This is a genomic window from Paraburkholderia sp. JPY419, assembly GCF_050435705.1.
Classification (GTDB): Bacteria; Pseudomonadota; Gammaproteobacteria; order Burkholderiales; family Burkholderiaceae; genus Paraburkholderia; species Paraburkholderia youngii.
This window is the reverse complement of record NZ_JBNDKV010000003.1, coordinates 329573-352207: the sequence shown is the minus strand read 5'-3', so window position 1 is coordinate 352207 and position 22635 is coordinate 329573. Positions and strand designations below refer to the sequence as shown.

Below are 22635 nucleotides of genomic sequence, written 5' to 3'. Positions count from 1 at the left end.
CGCTTACCTTGTTGATATCCCCAGAACGGCTCCTGTTGCCGGATTGACGGTGTCGAACGTTTCGCCGGAAACGGCGTTGACGAACTGGCCGTCGACAAATGCCTGCGTCGCGAACTCGATGCGACCGGCGAGTGCTTTCCAGTCCTCGGCCGTCGGAGAGGTTTGGGGGCTCTGCATTTTGGCAGGTGTCCGTTAGAGATCAGCGTGGAAGTTTCGCCAACCATCGCGCGTGCGATGGCCGACACACGATTACGCAAGGATCTTGCGCATGTGATCGAGGAACACCTCGACCTCGTCCATGGTGTTGTATTGCGCAAAGCTCACGCGCACGACGCCACCCTTGTTGGTCAGGCCGAGCCGTTCGATCGGCTCAAGGCCGTAACTGTGTCCAGGCCAAACGTTGACGTTCACCTCGGCAAGGCTCTGCGCAATCTTCGCGGGATCCGCGCCCTCTACGCTGAATGAAATCGTCGGAACGCGGCCGTCAAGTCTGTCTTTCGCAGTAATGCCGTGAATGGTCAATCCCCTGAACGCGCTCAATCCCTCAATCACGCGCGCCACCAGTTCATCTTCGTAATGCTTGGTGAACGCCATACCCGCGACGATCCTTTCACGACGCGACGACGAGGCAGTCGCGCCGCCAAACGTCTCCCCGAGCCATTCGAAGTGTTCGATCGCAGCGAGTGCACCCGCAATGGTTTCGCGTGACTTCGTGCCCGTTTCGAACTTGTCGGGTGCGGCATTGCTGGCCGGACGCACCTTGTAAAACTCCAGTCGCTCGAGCAGTTCCAGGCGACCCCACAGGATTCCGATGTGCGGCCCGTAGAACTTGTAAGCCGAACACACGAGGAAATCGCAACCGAGGTCCTGAACGTCTATCACGCCGTGTGGCGCATACTGAACAGCATCAACGTAGGCAAGCGCGCCCACCTCCTTCGCTCGACGGATTGGCGCCGCGATATCGTTGATCGTGCCGGTGATGTTGCTGGCGTAGTTGATTGCCAGCACTTTCGTACGAGGCGTGATGACCTCGTCGAGATTCGAAAGGTTGTACTCGCACGTCTTCGGATCAAAGTCGATCCACCGAATGATCAACCCTTGATCTTTCGCCGCAAGCAACCACGGCGAAACATTCGCATCGTGATCCATTCGCGTCAGAACGATCTCATCTCCAGCCTGGAGCGTGCGCGTTATCGCTCGCGAGAATGCGAACGTCAGCGTTGTCATGTTCTGCCCGAAAACCACCTCACGTGCGTCGTTCGCGTTGAAGAAGTCCTTGAAGGCCTCGCGCGCGCTCGCTACTTTTCGAACCGCATTCACCGATGTCGGGAAGCACCCTCCGAGATTTGCGTTGTCTTCGATCATGGCATCCGCCATTTTGTCGATCACCCGATGCGTCACCTGCGTTCCGGCTGCGCCGTCGAAGAAGATCGTTCCACGGGTGTCACGAGTGAAGACGGGAAACTGTTGGCGAAGCTGACTGTGGTTCATATTGCTGATCTCACGGGAAAAATCGGCTCGACACGCGCTGCGCTGCCGGCTCACCTGAAGAAGTGAGCAAATGGGAAATTGAAATTCTCATAAGGAAAGATACTTTCCTTATGAGCAAAATGACATGAGTGTTTACCCGCCATACGAGGCGCCGGTGCGCTGTAAATGGGCAAGCGTCGCGATCGCCCAAGACCCAGCAATCGCGCGCGCATGCCGATTTGTCACCGGAGATGTGCCGACAACCATCCGGCAACCAGCCACGCTTTCGCGGTCCGGTAGGCAAAGAAAAGCCCCATAGCGCAGAAAACGACGGCTTCCGCCCTGCCTACGACCGAAAGCAACCGTCGTCGCCAATATTGCAATTCATCAGGGGTTTGTTGCATAGCAGGCCTCCAAAAGACATCCGTCCAATTTGTTCTGCTTTCCCTTCTTTGGGAGATAATATGCAAAGGCAACATTGATTCCCATAAGGAAATATACTTGCCTGCGATTGCCGCATGACCCGCAGCTAGCCTAGACAATCCGTGCCTGTTGGGACAGAATCTTTCATGAGGGGAATATGCCTCTCACAGTGGAACACTTTGAGTGCCCGATTGACAGGCGTGACCCGAATCCTCGTGAACCGCGAACGCGCAGTCGGAACGATTGGTCGCAGGAGACGAGCCCCGATATACGAGCAGACCTCAGGAGAACACCGTGAGTGACGAGATGCCGGTCAAGGTAGGCGTCCGGTTGAAACACACCCGCATGCTCATGGGCATGAGCTTGAAGGAAGTTGCCAGCAAGGCCGGCGTGACCGAAGGGTATTTGTCGAAGGTCGAAAACGACGTGTCGCAGCCATCGTTCGCGACCTTGCACCGAATCGTTCAAGTGTTAGGTATTAACATAAGCGCCCTGTTCGCTTCGGCAGAGAAAGGGGAGTCAAACGTTTATGTCGTTCGGAAGGACGAGCGAGGTATCCTACCCACTGGCCACCGACGCACCGGCAACCGGGTGACGCTCGAAATGCTCGTTCCGTCGGGGCCGGAGTTTCTGCTTCAGGCCAGCATCCATGTCATCGCTCCTAAAGGCGGAAGCGACGAAAAGATCTCTCACAAAGGCCAGGAATTTGGCTTCGTTCTTGAAGGGAGACTGAAGTTGCTTGTCGAGGATTCCGCCCATGTGCTCGAGACCGGGGATTCGTTCTATTTCGATTCCGAGCTCGGCCATCGTTACGTCAACGACACAGACGTGACAACGCGAGTGTTGTGGGTCAACACACCGCCGACCTTCTAGAGGCTGAGTTCTTTCGACGGGCCTTGCGTTGAACCAATGAAGGGCGTGAGCGACTCGGCCCACCTGGCGATCGGCAATCCTCCTCTCGAAGCACGGGGGCCGGACAATGACGCCTATGCCCCCATTAGCACGAGATGCGCGGCGAGTGACAACATCAGCAAGGCCACGGTGCCATCGAGTACTTGCATCGAAGCACGATGCTCAAAGAATGACCGGCATGTTCTCGTGCCATACGTCAGCACGAGGAACCAGATAAGCGACGCAGTTACTGCACCCGCCACGACCGCCCTGCACGCGACGCCTGTCCGACCAGCCATCACCGCAGGAATGACAAGCACCGTATCAATCCAGGAAACCGGGTTGATCAACGACACGCTGGCGACGACGAGCAATGTCCGCCTCAAAGACGCGGTTGTCCCTGATGTTGCGATATCCGGCTGGCCAGCTCGTAGCACAGACCGAAGTGCCAATAAGCCATGGCAAACCAGCGCAAGAATTCCAGCGTCGAACAGCCACGAAACAACGTTGGGTCTGCGGGTGAGGACAAGAGCGAAACCGTGCATCCCAAAGGCTATCAAGAGCGCATCGCTTCCTGCACAGACTAGATGCTATGTGGGAGGGCAGAGACAGAAAGCCCGACTGGAGTAAAACGGGACTTGCACACTCGTTTTCTCCGAAGGAGCACGCAAATGGATACGCCTGACACCGCCCTCCGTGGGCAGAATACGACGGCAGGTGGCTGCCTGTACATGGCGTTTGAACTGGGCGAGAAGAACTGGAAGCTCTCACTGGGTGATGGCCAGCGCGCGCCCAGCCGCTGTACGGTTGCCGCCGGCGATGCCACGGCGGTTCTCACCGCCATCGCCAACGCCAGGGCGCGTGGCCATCTCGGCGCCGACGCACCCGTCTACAGCTGTTACGAAGCAGGCCGCGACGGTTTCTGGCTGCACCGCTGGCTGGCTGAACAGGGCATCGTCAATCTCGTGGTCGATTCGGCCAGCATCGAGGTGAACCGCCGTGCGCGTCGCGCCAAGACAGACCGGCTTGACAGCGACAAGCTGCTGTCGATGCTCATGCACTATTACGCGGGCGAGCGGCGTGTGTGGGCGGTGGCACGCATTCCCACGCCCGAGCAGGAAGACGACCGCCGCCTGCACCGCGAGCTCGAACGCCTGCGCAAAGAGCAGACCGCGCACACTAACCGGATCCGTTCCCTGCTGGTACTGCACAACCTTCGGGTCAAGTCCGTCGGCGGTCGCATCTGGACACACTGGTGGACCCGTCAGCGCGAGTTGCTGGCGCCCGGTCTGCGCGCCGAAATTGACCGCGAATGTGAGCGGCTCGCGCTGGTGCGCCGGCAGATCCGCCTGCTCGAAGTGGAGCAGAACCGGCAGGTGCGTAGCAGCGCACATCCCGGCATGGCGCTGCTCGCACAGCTTGCCGGCATCGGTGCAGGCAGCGCGTGGACACTCGTCAGGGAACTGTTCGGCTGGCGGCAGTTTCGCAACCGCCGCGAAGTGGCCGGCTACCTAGGCCTCACGCCCACGCCGTACGCCAGTGGCACCAGCGACGTTGAACTCGGTATCAGCAAGGCGGGCAACCGGCGATGTCGCTGGCTGATGGTCGAGCTCGCCTGGAGCTGGCTGCGCCTGCAGCCCGGCAGCCAGCTCAGCCACTGGTTCAACGAGCGCTTTGCCGGCGGCGGCAAGCGGATGCGGCGCATCGGTATCGTCGCGCTCGCACGCCGTCTGGCAATCGCCCTGTGGCGCTATCTCGAGTACGGCGAGATCCCCGTCGGGGCGATACGCAAACCGCGCGATGCCAATACGTGAGGGTCTCAATGACTGAATGAAATCGGATGCAGCAACAGCATGTAAAGGTCAACGCGCCCGAAACACGCTCGGGCTACCCATCGCGGGTGGCCGTTTCCCTAGATGGGGCGCGTCGGTAACAGGGTGGCTCCAGCGCTTCGCGCATGCGGCATGAGGTGACCGGCCTGCCAGGCCGGCACGGATAGAAGGTCGACCCGGCACTGACCGGTCAACAGACGCCCTGACCTGAATGACATTGACATGCCGGGCTGCAACAAGGTTCACGCGATGAGCGTCAATACCGCCCTTTACGCAACGGTCTCTACGGCCAGTCTGCGTCTGCTCATGGTAGGTGACCGCGCAGGCTGGCCATAGAGACCGGATAAGGAGATTTACTTCGGATAGCTGAATGTTTAGAACCGGGCTTGACTTTCAGTTCCCCATAGTAAGGCTATGAGATAAAGATGGCGCGTCCTAAGTGACGCCCTGATGACGAGCGCGTCCTTGCGACCAACCGAGGTAAAGAGCCCAGCGCCAAGCAGCAGACCTTCGAGATATGACGGGGAGTCGAGCATGAGAAACTCGACAACCTCTTAAGCTGGACCGGTAGTAAGTGGACCATAGAAAAATATCGAGTGCGATCGGTACTGTCAACCCCAAATACACCCACCGCGCTCTCCAGCACTTGTACACGCAGCCTTCTCTGTCCACGTGTTCTAGTCAGCTCATTGGGGAACTCCGATCTGATCGAGTGCGGATGCAGTTTTCGTATTTCCTCAGTGTGCTCGACACGCGGTACAAGAAGGAGAGCGGCCGCAAAGAAGGCGACTCCCGCTATCGTAGCAACCCCCGCCCTTCGAAAGACGGTCAAGGAACGTCGATCACCGGCGCCTGAGGCTGCTCAAGGTCAGCCTCAGGCGCCGTAGGTTGGCTATAGCGAGATGGGACCTGTCACCATTAAGAGATCAACCTCTTTGCGCCAGGAATTGTGAGATCTTGGCGAGCCCCGCTTCCAGCACTGTCCGGTTGTTGGCGTATCCAAGGCGCACATACCCTTCCATGTCAAGCGCACTGCCCGGCGTCAACATCACGCCAGTCTGTTCGATCAACTCGATGCAGAACTCGCGCGAAGACATGGGCAGGTCATACTTCAGTAGCGCCGTGGTTCCGGACTTCGGCTTGACGTATGAGATGGCAGGTTCTTTTTCAATCCACGCATCCACGATCGCAAGGTTCGTCCGCACTATGTCGTGGTTGCGAGCGAGAATCGCCGCGCGATTCTCCAACGCAATGGACGCAAAGTGATCATCGATCATACCGACGCTGATCGTGTTGTAGTCGCGATGAATCGCGACGGCACGAATCAGATCTTTCGGTCCGGCGACCCAACCGAGCCGAAGACCCGCCAGCGAATAGGTTTTGGACATGCTACCGGTGCTGATGCCGCGTTCGTACACGTCAGCGATTGAAGCGGTATAGCCGCTACCCTCCTGATCAGTGCCGCGATAGACCTCGTCGCACAACACGTAAGCGTCACATGATCGCGCAATCTCGCCGATCTCGGCGAGAAATTGCTCGCCCATCAGGGAGCCAGTTGGATTGTTGGGGTTGTTGATCGCGATCAGCCTGGTTCTGTCATTAACCAGACTGCGCAATTCATCGAGATCTGGAAGGAATCCGTTTTGCTCACGCAACTTCAGAATTCGTACGTCGGCGCCGTAGCTTTCCGGAATCGAGTAGTGCTGCTGGTAGGTAGGCAGAACCGAAATGACCGTGTCGCCCGGCTCGACGAGCGTCTCGTACACCAGCGCATTACCGCCAATCGCGCCGTGCGTCACGATCAGATTATCGGGCGACTGATTCGTGTACATCGCCGAGATCGTTTCACGCAATCGGGCCGAACCTTCGATGGCACCGTAAGTGAGCTTGAGCCCGCGAAGTTCGTCAAGAATGCTGTCCTGCTTGCCCGTGAGGGTCAGCAACTGGTCGACGGTCAGCGATTCCACGCAGGTTTCAGCCAGGTTGTACGTGCATTTCGTTTCATATAGGTCCATCCAGCGCTCAACGCCGAAGTCCTTGATCTTCATTTCGCTCTCCTGTTCTTCAAATATGTGCGAGTGTTTGAGGCAACTGAAGCGCTGCCCTCGTGTGTTCACATGAGCCGCTTCATTCAAGCGACGGAAACTAGCCGAACCTTTCGGGGCGGAACGGATGTGGATCGACGAAGGGTTGCGCGCCCGTCATCATTTCCGCTAGCAAACGTCCCGTCACGGGCCCCAGTGTCAACCCATGGTGGTTATGCCCAAACGCGAACCAGAGTCCGTGATGACGAGGCGCGCGCCCGATCACCGGCCGCATGTCAGGCGTGCAAGGACGCAGGCCGAGCCACGGGGCCTCGTCCATACGCATACCGAGACCAAATATCGGTCGGGCAGTACGCTCCGCGCGCTCCAACTGGATGCCTGTCGGTCTCGCATCGCGTCTGGCAATCTCGACGCCCGTAGTCAGCCGCAGGCGGCCCTCCATCGGCGCGACCACATAGCCTTGTTCCGAGTCGACCAGCGGCATCGACAGAAGCGGTCTCGTCGGTTGATAGTGCATGTGATAGCCGCGCTTCCCTCGCAACGGGACGCGGTATCCCAGCGGCTGGAAGATCTGATCCGACCACGGCCCCAGCGCCACGACCACTTCGCTCGCGCTGATCGTGCCCGACGATGTCTCGACACTCCACCCGCCCGATTCGGCCTTTAGTGTGGTCGCATCACCGATCAACAGCGTCCCGCCAGCCTCTTCAAACAGACGCGCGTAGCCCTTCGTGAGCTTGCCAGGATTCACTATGCTCATCGGGTCCTGCCAGTGCAACGCGCCGCAAAATTTGTCCGCAACGCCAGGCTCGTGCGTCCCGAGCGCGATCGAATCCAGTACCGTGACCCGCAATCCATAAGTACGCGCCGCAACTTCGGCCGCGGCTCTTTGCCTTGAAAATTCCGCCGGGCTGCGGAAAGCCTCGATCCAGCCACTGTCACGAGCGAGGCTCCCAAGGCGGCCACGCTCGATCAGCAACTCGTGTTCAGCAACACTTTGGCGTATTAAGGGCAGCATGTCTCGCGCCGCGACCATCAGCCGCTCGGGAGACGACTCCCGCCAGAAGCGCGCCAGCCAGGTGAAGAAATGAGGCAGCGCGCGATAGTTCCAGTACAGGTCCGTCGAACGATTGCGTGCGTAGCGCAGCAGCGTGGCCAGGTCGCGCGGGAACGCGTAGGGAACAACTGACGAACTCTCGATCAGTCCCGCGTTGCCGAAACTGGTTTCTTCACCCGGCCCGCGCCGATCGACCAGCGCCACGCGCCGCCCACGATCCTGCAGATGCAGCGCAGAAGATACGCCAACGATCCCGGCCCCCAGCACGATGACATCAAAATCCATAGACTCGCTCTGCTCTTCCCTGTCCCGACGGGGCGCGTGAATACGACCTCGCGCCCGCGAGGCCGGTGCGGAGCCATCCCGCACCGGTTTGACGCGCCCTTATCTCGCTATGATGTCGCGTTTGAAATATTTCTGCGAAAGCGCGCTCAAGGTGCCATCTTTCTTCAGCGCGTCGAGCGCAGCGTCTACCTTGGTGAGAAGCGCCCTGTCGCCCTTGCGCAGACCGAAACCGGTGCCTTCACCAAGCGTAGCCGGATCACTGAGCGGCTGCCCTACAACGGCGTAGTCATGACCTGCCGGCTTGCTCAGGAAGCCGTCCTGTGCCGTCTGTGCTTCCTGAACGGCAGCGTCGACGCGCCCGCCAACCAGATCCGCGTACACCTGATCCTGGTCAGCGTAGGAGACGATCGATACGCCCGCAGTCGCCCAGTGGCGCTTCAGAAAATCCTCCTGTGAAGATGCCTGCAGCACACCCACGCGTTTGCCCTGCAAACTCTTGACGTCTGGCAGCAGTCCGGAACCTCGCTTCGCCACCATAACGATTGGCACGATGTAGATGGGCCGTGTGAAGTCGATGCTCTGTTTCCGCTTATCAGTGATATTCATCGCCGAATTGATCACGTCGAATTTGCGGGCCTGCAGCGCGGGAATCAGCCCGTCGAACGCATTCTCGACCCACTGGCATTTCACGCCCATCCTGGCGCAGACGGCATTGCCGACGTCGATGTCGAAGCCCTGCAGCTGGCCCGCAGGCGACTTGCTCTCAAACGGCGGATAGGCTGCCTCGATGCCGAATCGCAAAGTATCCTGGGTTTCCGCGCTGACGCTGCCGACCGAACCGAGCAACGAAGCCGCGACGAAAAGCGAGAGTGAAATCTTCTGAAGCATGATGGTTCCCTATGTGGTTGGGATCGCCGATGCGGCGCGAATGACCGCCGAGTGCCTGCCTGGAGAGATTGCACGCGGCTGCCGGAAGAAACGCCGTCTGCCCTCTCTGGAACGACAGTCTATTCTGGACTAAAACAAAAGCAAGACTTTTCAACAATAACATTCCAGATTGGACATTTTGACTTAGAATTGCCTCCAACGCCGATGGTCGGCAACGTCCCGGAGAGCAGTTCGAATGAGCACCACGCCCGCAGTATTCCCCCTCATCGTCAGTCAGGAAACCGTTCGCCAGGCCTTACCCCATCTGGATGTGCGCAATGCGTTGACCCGGATGTTCCGCTCGCTCGCGAAAGAAACGGCCGTGCAGCCGCCGCAGACGCTGACGCTCTTTCCCGGCGGAGAGGGAGACTTCATCACGTATCTCGGCGTCATGGCGGGTGCCAAAGTATTCGGGGCGAAGCTCTCGCCATACATCATCACGCCGTCGAAACCCGTTATCACCGCCTGGACCGCGCTGATGTCGATGGAAACTGGGCAGCCTCTGATGTGGTGTGATTCGGGCCTGCTCACAACAGAGCGCACGGCCGGCGCCACCGCGCTCGCGGTGGATGAGCTAGCCAGGACCGATGCCAGCACGCTCGCGATCGTCGGCGCAGGTGCAGTCGGGCAGGCTCATCTGCGCCACCTGGCGACGGTGCGGCCATGGGAGTCGATTCACGTGTTTTCGCCCGAGTTGCGAGAAAACACCGGCAAACGCGCGGAGATCGCTGCTCTGGATGGACGTGTTACCGTTTGCGCCACGATAGAGGATTGCGTAGGCAATGCCGATGTGGTTGCCCTATGCACATCATCCGGCACTCCCGTGCTGAACGAAGGCATGCTCAGCCAGCCCACCCTCATTACGTCCATCAGCACCAACGCCGCAAATGCTCACGAAATGCCGCCTGCTTGGATTCCACAAATGGATGTCTATTGCGACTACCGGCGGACTACCCCATCCAGCGCTGGCGAAATGAAGTTGGCCGCCGAGCGGCATGGCTGGTCGTCCGAAAGCGTCTCAGGCGATCTGGCAGAACTTGTAGCCGGTGCGGCGAAAAAGCCGTCCTATCAAAAACACGCGTTTTTCCGCTCGATTGGGCTCGGCCTCGAAGACGTGGCCATTGCATTCGAGCTATTCAGATATCTGGGTGGAAAACACGCCGCGTGATGCGCCGCCAGCTCGGTCGCCGGCTTCAATATCAAGGTATCGGCAGATCCCGATTTATCTCAGACACGTCCTCAGACGGGCACAGGAGCATTGATGAGCTACCGGCGTTTGGACATTCCGCTACCTTCGCCCGCCCCGGGTGTCAGTCTTAATCTCGTGGCTCACCAGTTTGGCAACCGGTCCAACGGACGCAGTGCCTATTTGCATGCTGGGCTTCATGCCGACGAACATCCCGGCTTGCTCGTGCTTCAGCATCTGCTTGAGCAGCTTCAGCAGCTCTATGCGGCCGGTGCGATTGATGGCTTCGTGACGATTGTGCCTTACGCGAATCCGATCGGTATGTCGCAACGGCTCTTCGGGCCAATTGCTGGCCGCTTCGACTTTGATAACGGCGAGAACTTCAATCGCAACTTCCGGCTTCTCGATGAGCGGGTAGCTGCACACATCGCCAACGCCCGGGATGGCAAGATGACGCCGGGCGAGTGGAAAGCGCTATTTGCTGACAGCCTGGCTCAGATTGTTGCGACCAGCCCGGCGCAAGTCATGAAGCGGGAACTCGCCAGACTGGCGATCGAGCATGACATCGTGCTCGACCTGCATTGCGATACGGATTGCGTCCCGCATGTTTATGCCTCTGAACTTCAGCGTCAGCGGGCCACAGAACTTGCGGAAATCATGGGCGCACCGGTCGCTCTGATTGAACCGCGTGACGCTGGCGGCGGAGCTTTCGATCAGGTGCATTCCAGCGGCTGGGGAACGGTACAGGCGGCAGGTCTCCTATCCGAAAACGAGAGCGGCTTTAGCGCGACCATCGAGTTGTGCGGACAGGCAGACGTGAGCGACGAACTGGCTTCGAGAGATGCGTCAAATCTGCTGCGCTTTCTGTCTCGCGAGGGCGTACTGACGGCCGAAGTCCCCACAGCGGCCGACTTTGCCGCTGGCCCGGTTGCGGTCTTTCCGCTCGATGGTGCGTCTCACGTCCAGTGCCCCGTCGCCGGTGTCATCGTCTACTACAAAGCACCGGGTGACCCGGTCAGTGCCGGCGAGGTCATTGCCGAAGTGGTTCGCCTCGACGGTGGAACGTTCAACGAGCGTGTGCGAATCCTCAGCGATGTCGACGGGTTGATGATCGTGAGACAACTGCACAAGCTGGTGCGCCCCGGACAACGAGCGGCGCTTCTCGCGGGTGAGCGTCCGGTGCGGGACAGAAATCGCGGCAGCCTCCTGCTCGACTTTTGATTCTGGCTGTATTCAATGGCTCCGCTGGAACGACAGCGAAGTGAGAGGAGACGGGTCAGTGGATACGCGGGTTGTAGCACTGCTCCGTCATTCATTTGCATTGTGACAAGACAGCGATTATGCATATTTACAGCTCCTGGGATCATGACGATCGCGCGAGAGCACTGAGTCGCTGTATGGGAGCGCGCGTTCTGATCCTCGTAGATAACGCTGGCGGAGGAACGTTCGATCAGGCGTTCCGGGACGCGTGGAGGTTTTTGAAGCAGTTTGGCGTGTGTTCTGATTCCTCGATTGGCCGCGGCCAGCGCGACGTCAGCGACGAACTTGCCGCCGCCGCGGTGTTCGTCAACGTAGTTGTCATGTCACTTCACGCGCACTGCTTTAATTCGACCGGCGGCATCCGCTCCGGATTGAGCCAGACTTCATCCTTCAATTCCCAATTGCGAGTCGAGCGGGACCAACGCTGCGGATTGCGCGCCTTGGCCTGAGCGTACAAGACTTCCCGTTGTGCCAGCACCGCAGTGGCGACGCCGCTATGACGCTGCGCCGGCGTGACGAATTTCAGGCCGCTGTGTTTATGCTCGTGGTTGTACCAACGCACGAACTGCTGCGTCCAGGCGCGCGCCTCGTCAAGGCTCGCGAACGCTTTACGCGGATAGTCGGGCCTGTACTTGCATGTGCGGAACAGCGCCTCGGCGTACGGGTTGTCGTTGCTCACACGCGGTCGGCTGAACGAAGCCACCACGCCCAGGTTTTCCAGCGTGGCTAGCATCGTCGCACCCTTCATCGCACTGCCATTGTCCGAGTGCAGCACCAGCGGACGTCCCGCCAAGCCCTCGGCCAAACTCGTGCGCCGCATCAGCAACGACGCAAGTTCTGCAGATTCCGCTTCCTGGACTTCGTGACCGACGATCTTGCGGCTAAACACATCGAGCACCATGTACCAGTAGTAGAACTTGCCCTTGATCGCCGCCGGTAACCAGGTGATGTCCCACGACCACAGCTGATTCGGTGCTGTCGCACAATGGCTGGTGGGCATACGTGACGAAGGCTGCCGTGCCCGACCTCGGCGGTGCTGCTGCGAGGCACTTCGCAGCACACGGTAAAAGCTCGATTCCGACGCGAGGTACACGCCGCGCTCGGCCAGGCTCGGCACGAGCTGGCTGGGCGGCAAGCTGGCGAACTCAGCGCTATTGGCCACCTCCAGAATCTGTTGCCGTTCGGCCTCGCTCAGCCTGTTGCGCGGCGCCGGCCGCTCGGTCGTGGTCCGACCATCAGCGCGCACCGCCTCGCCATCACGGACCCAGCGCTGGAACGTGCGCAGGCTCAGGCCCAGCTCCTTGCAAGCCTTCTCCAACCGGCTGCCCGACTGCACCGCCTCGCGAATCAACGATATACACATCAGGCGATCCGGGACGTTGATCAATCGTCCTCTTTGTCCCCCCAGACCGCCTGGGCTTTTTTTCTGAGAATCAGCAGCGCCGCCGCTTCCGCCAGAGCCTTCTCCTTGCGCTGCAATTCCTTCTCGAGCTGCTTGATGCGCTGCTTGTCCTCTTTGGACTGGTGACGCTGCTCGCGCGCCTGCTCGGCAGCATTCGCGTTGGCGGCCTGGCAGGCAGCCCGCCACGCAGCGATCTGCTCGGGGTATAGACCTTTGCGACGACAATACTCGGCCAGCTCCGCTGCGTTGAGCGGGGCGGCTTCCAGCACTACGGCAAACTTGTCTTCCGAAGACCATCCTTCGGGGTTCTTCCCGTCGCCCGGCACTGCCAGCCCTTGTCCTTTCGCCTGTCGGCGCCACGTGTACAACGTCTGTTCGGTAATCCCCGTTTCTCGTGCTAGCGCCGACACCGGCGCATTCTCCGGCGGCATCATGCGACGCACGAGGGCTTCTTTTCTTTCTTCTGGGTAGGCTTTCATTCATCCCGATTCTACCGCCCCCGGACCATGTCTAAGAATCAAACAACATGACATCTATTCTGACGCCGGGGGGCCGGCCTTGTCCATTTATTACAGGCAGAAGGTATCGTCAGAAGCGATGCCGTCGAGGCCGTCGGCTTCGACCCACAGGTGTTTGCGCTCAATGCTGTTGCGCACATCGCGACGCCGGTCGCGGAAGTGATTTCATGGAAAGCGGAATGTGGTGACCAGGTTGAGCACGGCGAGACTATCGCGGAGATAGTCGCTTGCGACGGTAACGTTCCAGCGCAACGTACGCGCATCAGCGCAAGCACAGCCGGAGTTCTGATCGCACGGGCGCACGGGCGCACGTTGCTGTCGCTGCGCCCGGTCAGCGCATAGCGATGATTGGTGGGAACGCAGCGCGTCCAGAACGCATCGACGGCAAACTGCTTCATGACTGATCTGGACCAATGCGCGTATCGCCTCGCCTCAGCCGGGCGGCCAGCCTCGCTAAAGCCGGGCGTCGCTCATGGCAAAATGCAACACATCTCGCAGATTTGCAGCACCGCCGCGGAAACACGTGCACACTGCCCGAAACTCGAAACCCCTATGCGAAAACCCAAGACAACCGCTACCCGCCACCTTCTGCTGGACCGATACAGTCGCGTCGCCGACGGTATCGCGTTGCTGTTTTTCCCGTACGTCGAGATAGTGATTCACGACCTGCAAAGTCAGACGGTTTCTTACATTGCCAATAACCTGTCCAAGCGGGAGATCGGCGACGAATCCGCATTGGAGGAGATTGATCATTCAGCAGCGTCGGGCACCGTCGGGGCGTATGAAAAGATCAACTGGGATGGTAGACGCATGCGCTGCGTCAGCACCGTCCTCTTTGACGACACCGGTACGGCCGTTGGCGTGATGTGCGTGAACTACAACATCGCGGTCTTCGAGGACATGAAGCATGTCATCGATCGCGTGATCTCAGGCGCCGGCGTAGTCAAGCAGCCTGATGAACTGTTCAGGGACGACTGGCAGGAGCGCATCAATACCTTCCTTCACACGTGGCTGCAGGAACGCCAGTTGGCATTAAATTCGCTAACCCGCGACCACCGCCGCGAACTGGTCGAAGCGCTTTGGGCACAGGGAGCCTTCAAGGGCAAGAGCGCTGCGAACTATGTAGCCAACGTACTGGGGATGGGGCGAGCCACTGTTTACCAGCATATCAGGGATCTACGAGGTGAGGCAGCTTGATACGCGCGGATCCGCAAGCAGTACGACGCGAGTTCGGCGCATTGCGAGCAGCCCTTACCGTACACCGACCCAAAAGTGAGATATTTCCTTGACGTCGGCGCCGCCCGCTATTTTCAACGCGCCCCACTGCATGTGGTACTTCACGCCGAAGAGCAACCCGGGGAGTTTCTCGCTGGAACGGGAAACTCACTTATTGCCGTAGAGGGGTAACTTTCGCGCTGCTGCGAAAGGTTGTGGGCGGACGAGCCCAGGCTACGGCACCCTTGCCCCGGACGTAGGGAAAGACGGCCAGCATCGCGAGCCGAGCTCACCGCACTCAGATGCGCACAAGGCCGACGCAAACCTCGTGGATCATCACTCTAACGGAAGAACGTATATAGGATTCCTCTATAATTGTGATACTTCAATTATGCCAAACTGTTACGTTGCTGGGCCACGCGCGCCTCGCGGCTCATACGGCCAACGGCCGGGCAACTCGGAACGGGGTGAGAAGCAATCTATCGAATGTAACTACCACCGTTCACGTCGAGGGTCGCCCCGTTAAGGGAAGCTTGTGACGGTCTCAATACAAAGCAGACAAGTTCGGCAATTTCCGACGGAGTGGCAATCTCGCCAATTGGAATATCGGCAACGACCGACGACTTGCCATGCTTTGCGATGTAATCCTCTGCTATCTCGGTGGAAACCCATCCGGGCGAGATCCACGGCTGTAACGCCGTCGGCACCGAATGAACGCGCGATAGACTTCGAGAGGTTCGCAAGCGCTGCCTTCGTCGCGCCATAAGGCATCGCGTCGGCCGCATATCCCCGTTGACCCGCGCGGGTCGACATATTGACGATGCGCCCGCCGCCGTTCTGTCGGAAGTGCCTGATCGCTTCGCGACAAAGATTTGCCGCTGCGAACACGTTGACCTGAAACTCCTTCTGCCAGACCGCACGCCACTCATCCGGCTCCGAATCCACGGAAATCTCAGTGCGTATTCCGGCGTTATTGACGAGGCCGTGTATGCGATCTGCAGCCTGGACCGATGCGCGCCACAGTTCGAATGCTCCGTCCGAAGTAGCCAGGTCGCCCTGCACGATGAAGCCATTGCCGCCAATGCGCTCGAGGAGCGCCTCCGCCTTTTTGCGGTCACGTTCGTAGTGAATAACCGGGCGCGCGCCCTCCAAGGCTAGCCCCTCGACGATCGCCGCGCCAATGCCGCCCGAAGCGCTGTGACAAGAACATTTTGCCCATGAAGTGTTTGATTCAAGTGCCGCTCCTTCCAAGGACGGTTGACTCGCATGTCGCGCACAGCATCGGAATCTTTATGTGTACCGCTGCGGGTAGCGGCGCATCCCCGCTACCTGCTCTGAAGCGTACTCGGACATACCAATCGCGGATTGTCGAAAAACAACCTCAAGGACCTGCGCTTCTACCGCCGGTTACAACAACGCCATCGATTCCGTCATGTTCTGACGCATGTAGTCGAGGAAGCGTTTCTGGAACAACATCGTGTGCTCGTGCGCAAGCCTTTCCGCCGCCTCAGCGTCCTTGCGCGCAATCGCGTCGATCAATTCCGCGTGATCACGCCCGAGTTTCGTCACCGTCGGTGACGTGACCGTGTAGTCGAAATGCAGATGCAGCAGCCGTTGCCCCTCGCCGAGCAGACGCTCGTAATAACCGACGAAGTACGGATTGTTCGCGGCATGCGCGATGGCCATGTGCAATGCCTTGTTTGTTTCCGACATCGCCTGGAAGTCGCCGCTATCGACCGCCTGCATGTAGACGTCGTCGGCCTTCTGGATGCGTGCAAGGTCTGCGTCCGTGCGGTGCTGGGCGGCAAGCCGGGTTACCGCGCGCTGGATCAGGTCCAGCGCGGAGATGTACTTCGGGAATTCTTCGATTTCGAACGGCGTGACGAGTGTCGTCCGGTTGGGCAGGATGGTCACGAGACCCTCGCTGATCAGCCTGGCGAGCGCATCGCGCACGGGTGAACGCGACAGGCCGAACTGCGCGGCCAGCGACACTTCGTCCAGCGGCGCACCGGGCTTGAGCTGCAGCGTCAGGATCTGCTTTCGCAACTCTTCGTAGATGTACCGTCCGCCGTGCCGGCGACCCTGTGTCTCTGTCTCGCTCGTACCTTTGCTCATCGTTTCACCGCAGTCGTCGTGGGCCCGGAAAGACGGGCGCGCGGTCAAGTTTACCATCGCGCGCATCTCCCCTCAGACCTTCGGAAAACCCGAGCCCCACGTGTCGCTGAGCATGAAACCCGCTGCCAGCGGATCGTCGGGATCGACTCCAATCTGCTGGATGCCATATATCCACGCGCGGCCGCGTACTCGCGGGAGCACCGCCGGCCTGCCTCCCACCTCGGTTTTCCCCAGCAGTTCGATGTCGAACTCACCGCCGATCGTCGAGCGCGACTTCAGCCGGCTGCCGATGTCCACCAGGCCGCGCGCCGCGAGCGTCGCGAGGTGGGCCGAACTGCCCGTCCCGCACGGCGACCGGTCGACGCGTCCGGGCGGCAGCGTCGTGCAGGTCTGGTACAGCGTGTCGCTGAGCCGGTTGCGGAACATCACGTACGCGACCTCGTTGATCTGCGGATACAGCGGATGCTGGATCCGGATCTGCCGGTTGATCACGCCCTTGAACTCAACGCCAAGCTCGGCGAGCGCGCGTGCGTTTTCGGGCGCGATGCTGAGCCCTATTTGCGCCACGTCGATCAGCGCGTAATAGACCCCGCCAAAGGCGATGTCCGCCCTGATGGCTCCGAATTGCGGTGTCTCGAAAGCGAAGTCCAGTTGTTCGACGAACGCGGGCACCATATCAAGCGACACGCTCACGCAACGTCCATCCGCGCACGTTGCGCGAGCGGTCACCAGACCCGCCGGCGTATCGAGCACCACAGTCGTTTCCGGCTCCTGCATCTCGACCATGCCGAGTTCGAGCAGCGCCGTGACGACGCAGATCGCGTTGCTGCCGGACATCGGATGCGCCTTGTCCGCCTGCAGCACGATGAAGCCGGCGTGTGCCTCGGGTCGCGTCGGCGGCAGCAGCAGATTGACCGACATCTGCAAACAACCGCGAGGCTCGAGCACGACGAGTCTGCGCAGGCTGTCGTCGACCTCGTTGATGTAGTTCATCTTGTCGAGCATGGTCGCACCGGGAATGCCGACGACGCCTCCCGTAATGACCTTGCCGATCTCGCCCTCGCAATGCACGTCGACGAGCTGCAGCGTTTTCTTCCAGCGCATGATCGCCTCGACTTACTTGATGTACCAGCCCCACGGCTTGTCGCTACCGTACCGCGTGATCTGCTTGGTCTCGAGATAATTGTTCAAGCCCCACACGCCCAGTTCTCGTCCGATGCCGCTCTGCTTGTAGCCGCCCCAGGGCGCTTCCGTGAACGTGGGCTGCGAGCAGTTGATCCACACGATGCCCGCGCGCAGCGCTCGCGCAACGCGTTCGCAGCGCGCGTCGTCGCGTGACATCACGGCTGCGGCAAGACCGAAGCGCGAGTCGTTCGCGGTGCGCACTGCTTCGTCTTCGGTATCGAACGGCCGCACGCAGACCACAGGTCCGAAAATCTCTTCGCGCCAGATCCAGCTGTCTTCGGGCACGTCCGCGAACACGACGGGCTCCATGAAGTAGCCCGTGTCGAGATGCGCGGGCCGTCCGCCGCCCGTCACCAGCCGCGCGCCTTCCTGCTTGCCGCGCTCGACCGCTTCGCGCACCTTGTCGTACTGCCCCTTGCTGACGATCGGCCCAAGCAGCACGCCGTCATCGAGCCCGTTGCCAATGGTGATTTTGCGCGTTTCCTCTTCGAGCCGCTCAATGAGCCGCGCGTAAATGCCACGCTTTACCAGCACGCGCGACGTCGCCGAACACACCTCGCCCTGGTTCCAGAAAATGCCGAACATGATCCATTCGACGGCCGCGTCGAGATCGCTGTCGTCGAAGACGATGAACGGCGACTTGCCGCCGAGTTCGAGGCTGACGTTCTTGATGTCCCGCGCGGCCGCCTGCATGATCCGGCTGCCCGTCGGCACGCTGCCCGTGAACGCGAGCTTGTCGATACCGGGATGTTCGCTGAGCGGCGCGCCCGCGTCCTTGCCGAAGCCCGTGACGATGTTGAGCACACCGGGCGGCAGGTCCGCCGCCGCAATCCCGGCGAGTTCGAGCGCCGTCAGCGGCGTCAGCTCGGAAGGCTTCAGGACCATCGTGCATCCCGCCGCCAGCGCCGGCGCGACCTTCCACGCCGCCATCAGCATCGGGAAATTCCACGGAATGATCGCGCCCGCCACGCCGATCGGCTCCTTGCGTACCACTGACGTGAAACGGTCGTCGGACAGCGCGACGGGTTGCTCGGCATTGTCGTCGAGTGTTTCGGCGAGGCCGGCGTAGAACTCGAAGCAGCCTGCCGCGTCGCCGAGATCCCACAGCGCTTCGGGCAGCGGCTTGCCGTTGTCGCGCACTTCGATTTCGGCCAGTTCGTGCAGACGGTCGCGAATGCCCTTGCCGATCCGTCGCAACACAGCGGCCCGCTCGGCGCCGCGCATGCGCGGCCACGGACCTGCGTCGAACGCCTTGCGCGCCGCCTGCACGGCGAGGTCGACATCCTCTGCCGTCGCAGCGGCCACTTTGGCGAGTACCTGCTCGCTGCTGGGGTCGATCGTGTCGAAGCTGCCGTTGTGGACGGGCGCGACCCAGCGGCCGTCGATGAAAAGTCGATCGTAGGATTTCATGTTCAGTTTGAAGTTGATTGACGCGATTTGATGAGCTTGTCGTCGACTGCTTCCAGCCATGTGTCGTCCACGGTGAAGCCCGTCTGGAAGCAGTCCGTCGGATCGACTCCGATCTGCGAAATGGCAGTGATCCACGCCTGACCGGACACGACGGGCACCACGGCCGCGTAATCGCCGACCTTCGTTGTCGCCGCGACGCGGCTTTCGAATCGCGATCCCGTGATCGATTCATGGACGAAGGTTTCGCCGACGTCGATCAGACCGCGCGCGTACAAGACCGCAAGGCGTGCCGACGTTCCCGTGCCGCACGGTGAACGGTCGCAACGCCCCGGCGACACGACGACGGTGTTGCGTGCAAACAGCTTGCCGTTTTCCCGCCGCAACGGGCCCATGAACTGCGTATTCGTGACGCCCTTGATCAGAGGATTGAGCGGATGCGAGAAAGGCAACTGCTCGACCGCGGCCGCCTTGATTTTCTGGCCGAGCTCGCAAAGGTCTCGCGCTTCGTCGGGTGCGATATCGAAGCCGAGCGCCTGCGCGTCGACCAGGGCATACGTCATGCCGCCGTATGCAACATCTATCGCGATGCTGCCGACGCCGGGTACCTCGACATAGGCATCCCGATGCGCGACAAAAGCAGGCTGGTTCGTGAACTCGACGCGCGTCACTTTGCCATTCAAGCACTCGCATTTCACATGAATGAGTCCAGCGGGCGCCTCCAGCACCAGCTCCGTGACGGGCTCGCGCATCGGCAGAATGCCCGTTTCGAGCAGCACAGTGGCGACGCACATCGTGTTCGAGCCGGACATCGCCACGTACTCTGTCGATTCACCGATCACATAACCCATCTGCGCACGAGGATCCGTGGCGGGCAATATGAGATTGACGTTGTGATTCACCGAGCCGCGAGGCTCGAAGAGACATATCCTGCGCAGCTCGTCTGCGTGCTCTTCGAGATACAGCATCTTCTCGAACATCGTGCTGCCCGGCACGTCGATCAGCCCTCCCGTTACGACGTTGCCGACTTCACCTTCGGCATGGCATCCGACCATCGTGAACGTCCTGTTCCAACGCATCGTGTTCTCCGTGATGGTGATCTCTAGAAGCGGTAAGCACTGAACGGTGCGAGGTCCTGTTTCGTCGGCCGTCCCGCGACGAGATCGGCAATCAGTCGTCCCGTCGTTGCGCCGAGCGTGAGACCGAGTTGCCCGTGACCGAATGCCATGAACACGTTCGACAGTCTGCGCGAACGGTCGATGATCGGCTTCGTGTCCGGCAGGAACGGGCGATAGCCGACGCCGTATTCGAGATGCGACGTGCGCATCTGCGGCAACACGCGTTTCGCCTTGTCGAGAATGATGTCCGCGCGCCTGAAATCCGGTTTGGCGCCGTGGCCCGCGAACTCGATCGTGCCGCCGATCTGCAGACCGCGCGTCATCGGCGTGAAGCAGAAGCCGCCGTCCGCATAGATCGTCGAGTGGCGGATTTCCACGCCCGGGTCGGAGACGACGGCCTGATATCCGGCGATACCCGTCAGCGGCACGTCGATCCCCAGTGAACGGAAGAAGCGCCGCGCGCCCGTGCCTGCGGCGACGATCACATGCCGGGCGGCAATGCGCTCGCCGTTGGCCAGTGTGACGCCCGTCGCCTGGCCATTCGATTCGTCGATGCGATCCGCTTCCGTGCGAATCCGGCGGCCGCCCTGCGCGATGAAACTCGCCGTGAGCGCCGCGATGAAGCCCATCGTGTCGCTCACTGCACGCCAGTCCGGAAACATCAGCCCGTGTGAGAACCTGCCTGCGAACGCCGGTTCCAGATCGCCGATTTCCTTCGCGTTCAGCCGTTGTGACTTGAAGCCGAGCGACTCGCGCAGATCCAGATGCGGCTGCTCGTGTGCGAGCGCGCCGGGATCGTCGAATACTTCGAGGATCGGCCGCTCGCCCATCAGCGTCTTGTCGTCGCAAGCGTCGAGCAGCGGCGCGAAGTCTGCGTAGACGTCGTGCGTCAGCGTCGCCATCGACTGGGCAATCTCGACGATCTTCGCGTGCCGCGCGCACATCAGAAAGCGCACGAACCACGGGACGATGCCCGGCAACGCGCTGGGACGAAGCGATAGCGGTCCTTTGCGGTCGAACAGCCAGCCGGGCACTTTCATCAGCACGCCGGGCTTCGACAGCGGAATGACTTCGCTCACGGCCATCTGGCCGCAACTCCACTTCGCCGTGCTGTTGCCGGGCGCTTCCGGGTCGATCAGCGTGACGGCGTATCCGGCGCGCTGCAGATAGAGCGCGCAGCACACGCCCACGATGCCACCGCCGATCACGAAAGCGGGTTCCCGGCTCGCAGGCAGCGTGTCACGCGAAACAGTGTCGCGAGGAACGGCGTTCAATTCGCGTACTCCTGCAGGCTGAAACCATGAGCATAGGGCTGGGTATCGTCGACATAATGTTCTGCCCGCCCGGTGATCCACGCACGTCCTTCGACGCTCGGGAACACCGCGTCCAGACCGTTTCCGAGTCTCGTCGTGGTTTCCACGCGGCCCGTAAAGCAACTGCCGATCAGGCTCTGATGCCGGAAAGCTTCACCTTGCGCGAGCAATCCGCGTGCGTAGCGCTGTGCAACGCGGGCGGAGGTGCCCGTGCCGCATGGCGAGCGGTCGATCAGACTGTCGCCGGCGATCACGACCGCGCGCGCATCGGCGTCATCCGAGACGGGCGCGCCCGTCCACATCGCGTGTCTGACGCCGCGTATGGCCGGGTCGTCCGGATGGACCACGTCGAGCGTTTCGTTCACCGCCCGTTGCATCTGGCGACCCCACATAAGCAGCTGCTCCGGTGAGAAGTGTTCGCAGCCGGGAAAGTTGGGCTGGACTTCGACGATCGGATAGAAGTTTCCGCCATATGCGATATCGAGCGTCAGTCGTCCAAAATGCGGGTGCACGATCTCGACATCGCGATGCAGCAGAAAGCTCGGCACATTCGTGAAGCGCACCGACGCTACCCGCTCGCCGTCCATCTCGTAGCGCGCGTGAAGCTTGCCCGCAGGCACGTCCACGACGACGGTGCCGGGCGACTTCGGCCGCACGAGTCCCGCTTCGAGCGCGAACGAGATCGAGCCGATCGACGCATGGCCGCACATCGGCAGACATCCTGAAGTTTCGATAAACAGCAGGCTCATATCCGCGTCGGCGGAAACGGGCGGATACAGCAGCGTGCCGGACATATGTGCATGTCCGCGCGGTTCGAGCATCAGTGCTCGACGAATCCAGTCGTGGCTTTCGACGAACGCCCTGCGGCGCGCTGCCATCGTCGCCCCTTCGAGGGCCGGCATGCCTTCGATCAACATGCGCACGGGCATACCTTCCGTATGCCCTTCGATGCTCACGAAACGGTGTCTGCTCATTCGATTGTCCCG

18 protein-coding genes and 2 pseudogenes are annotated in these 22635 nt (G+C 60.6%); 5 read left to right on the top strand and 15 right to left on the bottom strand.

The window, feature by feature from the left end; genetic code table 11:
- Positions 1–3: 3 nt before the first annotated feature.
- Together QFZ91_RS25110 and QFZ91_RS25105 are read right to left on the bottom strand one after the other, a co-directional pair.
- Positions 4–177, bottom strand: coding sequence for a hypothetical protein (locus tag QFZ91_RS25110; protein ID WP_429568820.1), 174 nt, complete (start codon positions 175–177; stop codon positions 4–6).
- Positions 178–249: 72 nt separating this feature from the next.
- Positions 250–1491, bottom strand: coding sequence for a cysteine desulfurase-like protein (locus QFZ91_RS25105; protein WP_429568819.1), 1242 nt, complete (start codon positions 1489–1491; stop codon positions 250–252).
- Positions 1492–2187: 696 nt separating this feature from the next.
- On the opposite strand from QFZ91_RS25105, the gene QFZ91_RS25100 reads away from it, so the two are divergent.
- On the top strand, positions 2188–2766 hold the full coding sequence (locus tag QFZ91_RS25100; protein ID WP_309235206.1) for a cupin domain-containing protein: 579 nt from the start codon (positions 2188–2190) through the stop codon (positions 2764–2766).
- Between the two features lie 113 nt (positions 2767–2879).
- Here the strand turns inward: QFZ91_RS25100 and QFZ91_RS25095 are convergent.
- A pseudogene (locus tag QFZ91_RS25095) lies at positions 2880–3359 on the bottom strand (LysE/ArgO family amino acid transporter); the annotation flags it as partial.
- Between the two features lie 96 nt (positions 3360–3455).
- Between QFZ91_RS25095 and QFZ91_RS25090 the strand changes: the two are divergent.
- Positions 3456–4598 (top strand): IS110 family transposase, encoded by a 1143-nt coding sequence (locus tag QFZ91_RS25090; RefSeq protein WP_429568818.1) that lies wholly within the window; start codon positions 3456–3458, stop codon positions 4596–4598.
- Positions 4599–5542: 944 nt separating this feature from the next.
- Here QFZ91_RS25090 and QFZ91_RS25085 read toward each other — a convergent pair.
- From QFZ91_RS25085 to QFZ91_RS25075, 3 genes are all read right to left on the bottom strand, one after another.
- A complete protein-coding gene (locus tag QFZ91_RS25085; protein ID WP_368719127.1) occupies positions 5543–6664 on the bottom strand; it encodes an aminotransferase in 1122 nt (373 codons plus the stop codon).
- 97 nt (positions 6665–6761) lie between these two features.
- Complete coding sequence (locus tag QFZ91_RS25080) at positions 6762–8003, bottom strand: NAD(P)/FAD-dependent oxidoreductase (RefSeq protein ID WP_429568817.1); 1242 nt, start codon at positions 8001–8003, stop codon at positions 6762–6764.
- Positions 8004–8102: 99 nt separating this feature from the next.
- Complete coding sequence (locus QFZ91_RS25075) at positions 8103–8891, bottom strand: ABC transporter substrate-binding protein (RefSeq protein WP_429568816.1); 789 nt, start codon at positions 8889–8891, stop codon at positions 8103–8105.
- 235 nt (positions 8892–9126) lie between these two features.
- Between QFZ91_RS25075 and QFZ91_RS25070 the strand changes: the two genes are divergently transcribed.
- Positions 9127–10098 carry an ornithine cyclodeaminase family protein gene (locus QFZ91_RS25070; RefSeq protein ID WP_429568815.1) on the top strand — a complete coding sequence of 324 codons (972 nt, stop codon included), beginning with the start codon at positions 9127–9129 and terminating at the stop codon, positions 10096–10098.
- 93 nt (positions 10099–10191) lie between these two features.
- Positions 10192–11337, top strand: a complete 1146-nt coding sequence (locus tag QFZ91_RS25065) for a succinylglutamate desuccinylase (RefSeq protein WP_429568814.1) — start codon at positions 10192–10194, stop codon at positions 11335–11337.
- Positions 11338–11704: 367 nt separating this feature from the next.
- On the opposite strand, the gene QFZ91_RS25060 is transcribed toward QFZ91_RS25065, so the two are convergent.
- Positions 11705–13257 (bottom strand): IS3 family transposase gene (locus tag QFZ91_RS25060; RefSeq protein WP_429568748.1). Its coding sequence is split into 2 segments (ribosomal slippage): positions 11705–12795 and positions 12795–13257, totalling 1554 coding nucleotides; the frame shifts between segments, so codons are not numbered across the junction.
- Positions 13258–13776: 519 nt separating this feature from the next.
- On the opposite strand from QFZ91_RS25060, the gene QFZ91_RS25055 reads away from it, so the two are divergent.
- The gene (locus QFZ91_RS25055) at positions 13777–14493 is read left to right on the top strand and encodes a helix-turn-helix transcriptional regulator (protein ID WP_429569135.1); all 717 of its coding nucleotides are present in this window, start codon (positions 13777–13779) and stop codon (positions 14491–14493) included.
- A 497-nt stretch (positions 14494–14990) separates the two neighbouring features.
- On the opposite strand, the gene QFZ91_RS25050 is transcribed toward QFZ91_RS25055, so the two are convergent.
- The 8 genes and pseudogenes from QFZ91_RS25050 to QFZ91_RS25015 form a co-directional block, all read right to left on the bottom strand.
- Complete coding sequence (locus QFZ91_RS25050; RefSeq protein ID WP_429569134.1) at positions 14991–15275, bottom strand: SDR family oxidoreductase; 285 nt, start codon at positions 15273–15275, stop codon at positions 14991–14993.
- A pseudogene (locus QFZ91_RS25045) lies at positions 15208–15762 on the bottom strand (SDR family NAD(P)-dependent oxidoreductase); the annotation flags it as partial. The pseudogene QFZ91_RS25045 and the gene QFZ91_RS25050, both read right to left, overlap by 68 nt.
- 156 nt (positions 15763–15918) lie before the next feature.
- Positions 15919–16626 carry a GntR family transcriptional regulator gene (locus QFZ91_RS25040; RefSeq protein ID WP_429524555.1) on the bottom strand — a complete coding sequence of 236 codons (708 nt, stop codon included), beginning with the start codon at positions 16624–16626 and terminating at the stop codon, positions 15919–15921.
- 72 nt (positions 16627–16698) lie between these two features.
- Positions 16699–17730, bottom strand: coding sequence for a proline racemase family protein (locus QFZ91_RS25035; protein ID WP_429568813.1), 1032 nt, complete (start codon positions 17728–17730; stop codon positions 16699–16701).
- A 12-nt stretch (positions 17731–17742) separates the two neighbouring features.
- Complete coding sequence (locus QFZ91_RS25030; protein WP_429568812.1) at positions 17743–19221, bottom strand: aldehyde dehydrogenase family protein; 1479 nt, start codon at positions 19219–19221, stop codon at positions 17743–17745.
- Positions 19222–19223: 2 nt separating this feature from the next.
- Positions 19224–20297: a proline racemase family protein gene (locus tag QFZ91_RS25025; RefSeq protein WP_429568811.1), complete on the bottom strand. Its 1074-nt coding sequence runs from the start codon at positions 20295–20297 to the stop codon at positions 19224–19226.
- A gap of 23 nt (positions 20298–20320) precedes the next feature.
- Positions 20321–21610: an NAD(P)/FAD-dependent oxidoreductase gene (locus tag QFZ91_RS25020; RefSeq protein WP_429568810.1), complete on the bottom strand. Its 1290-nt coding sequence runs from the start codon at positions 21608–21610 to the stop codon at positions 20321–20323.
- Complete coding sequence (locus tag QFZ91_RS25015; protein ID WP_368718797.1) at positions 21607–22623, bottom strand: 4-hydroxyproline epimerase; 1017 nt, start codon at positions 22621–22623, stop codon at positions 21607–21609. The genes QFZ91_RS25020 and QFZ91_RS25015 overlap by 4 nt, the downstream gene beginning before the upstream one ends.
- Positions 22624–22635 lie beyond the last annotated feature (12 nt).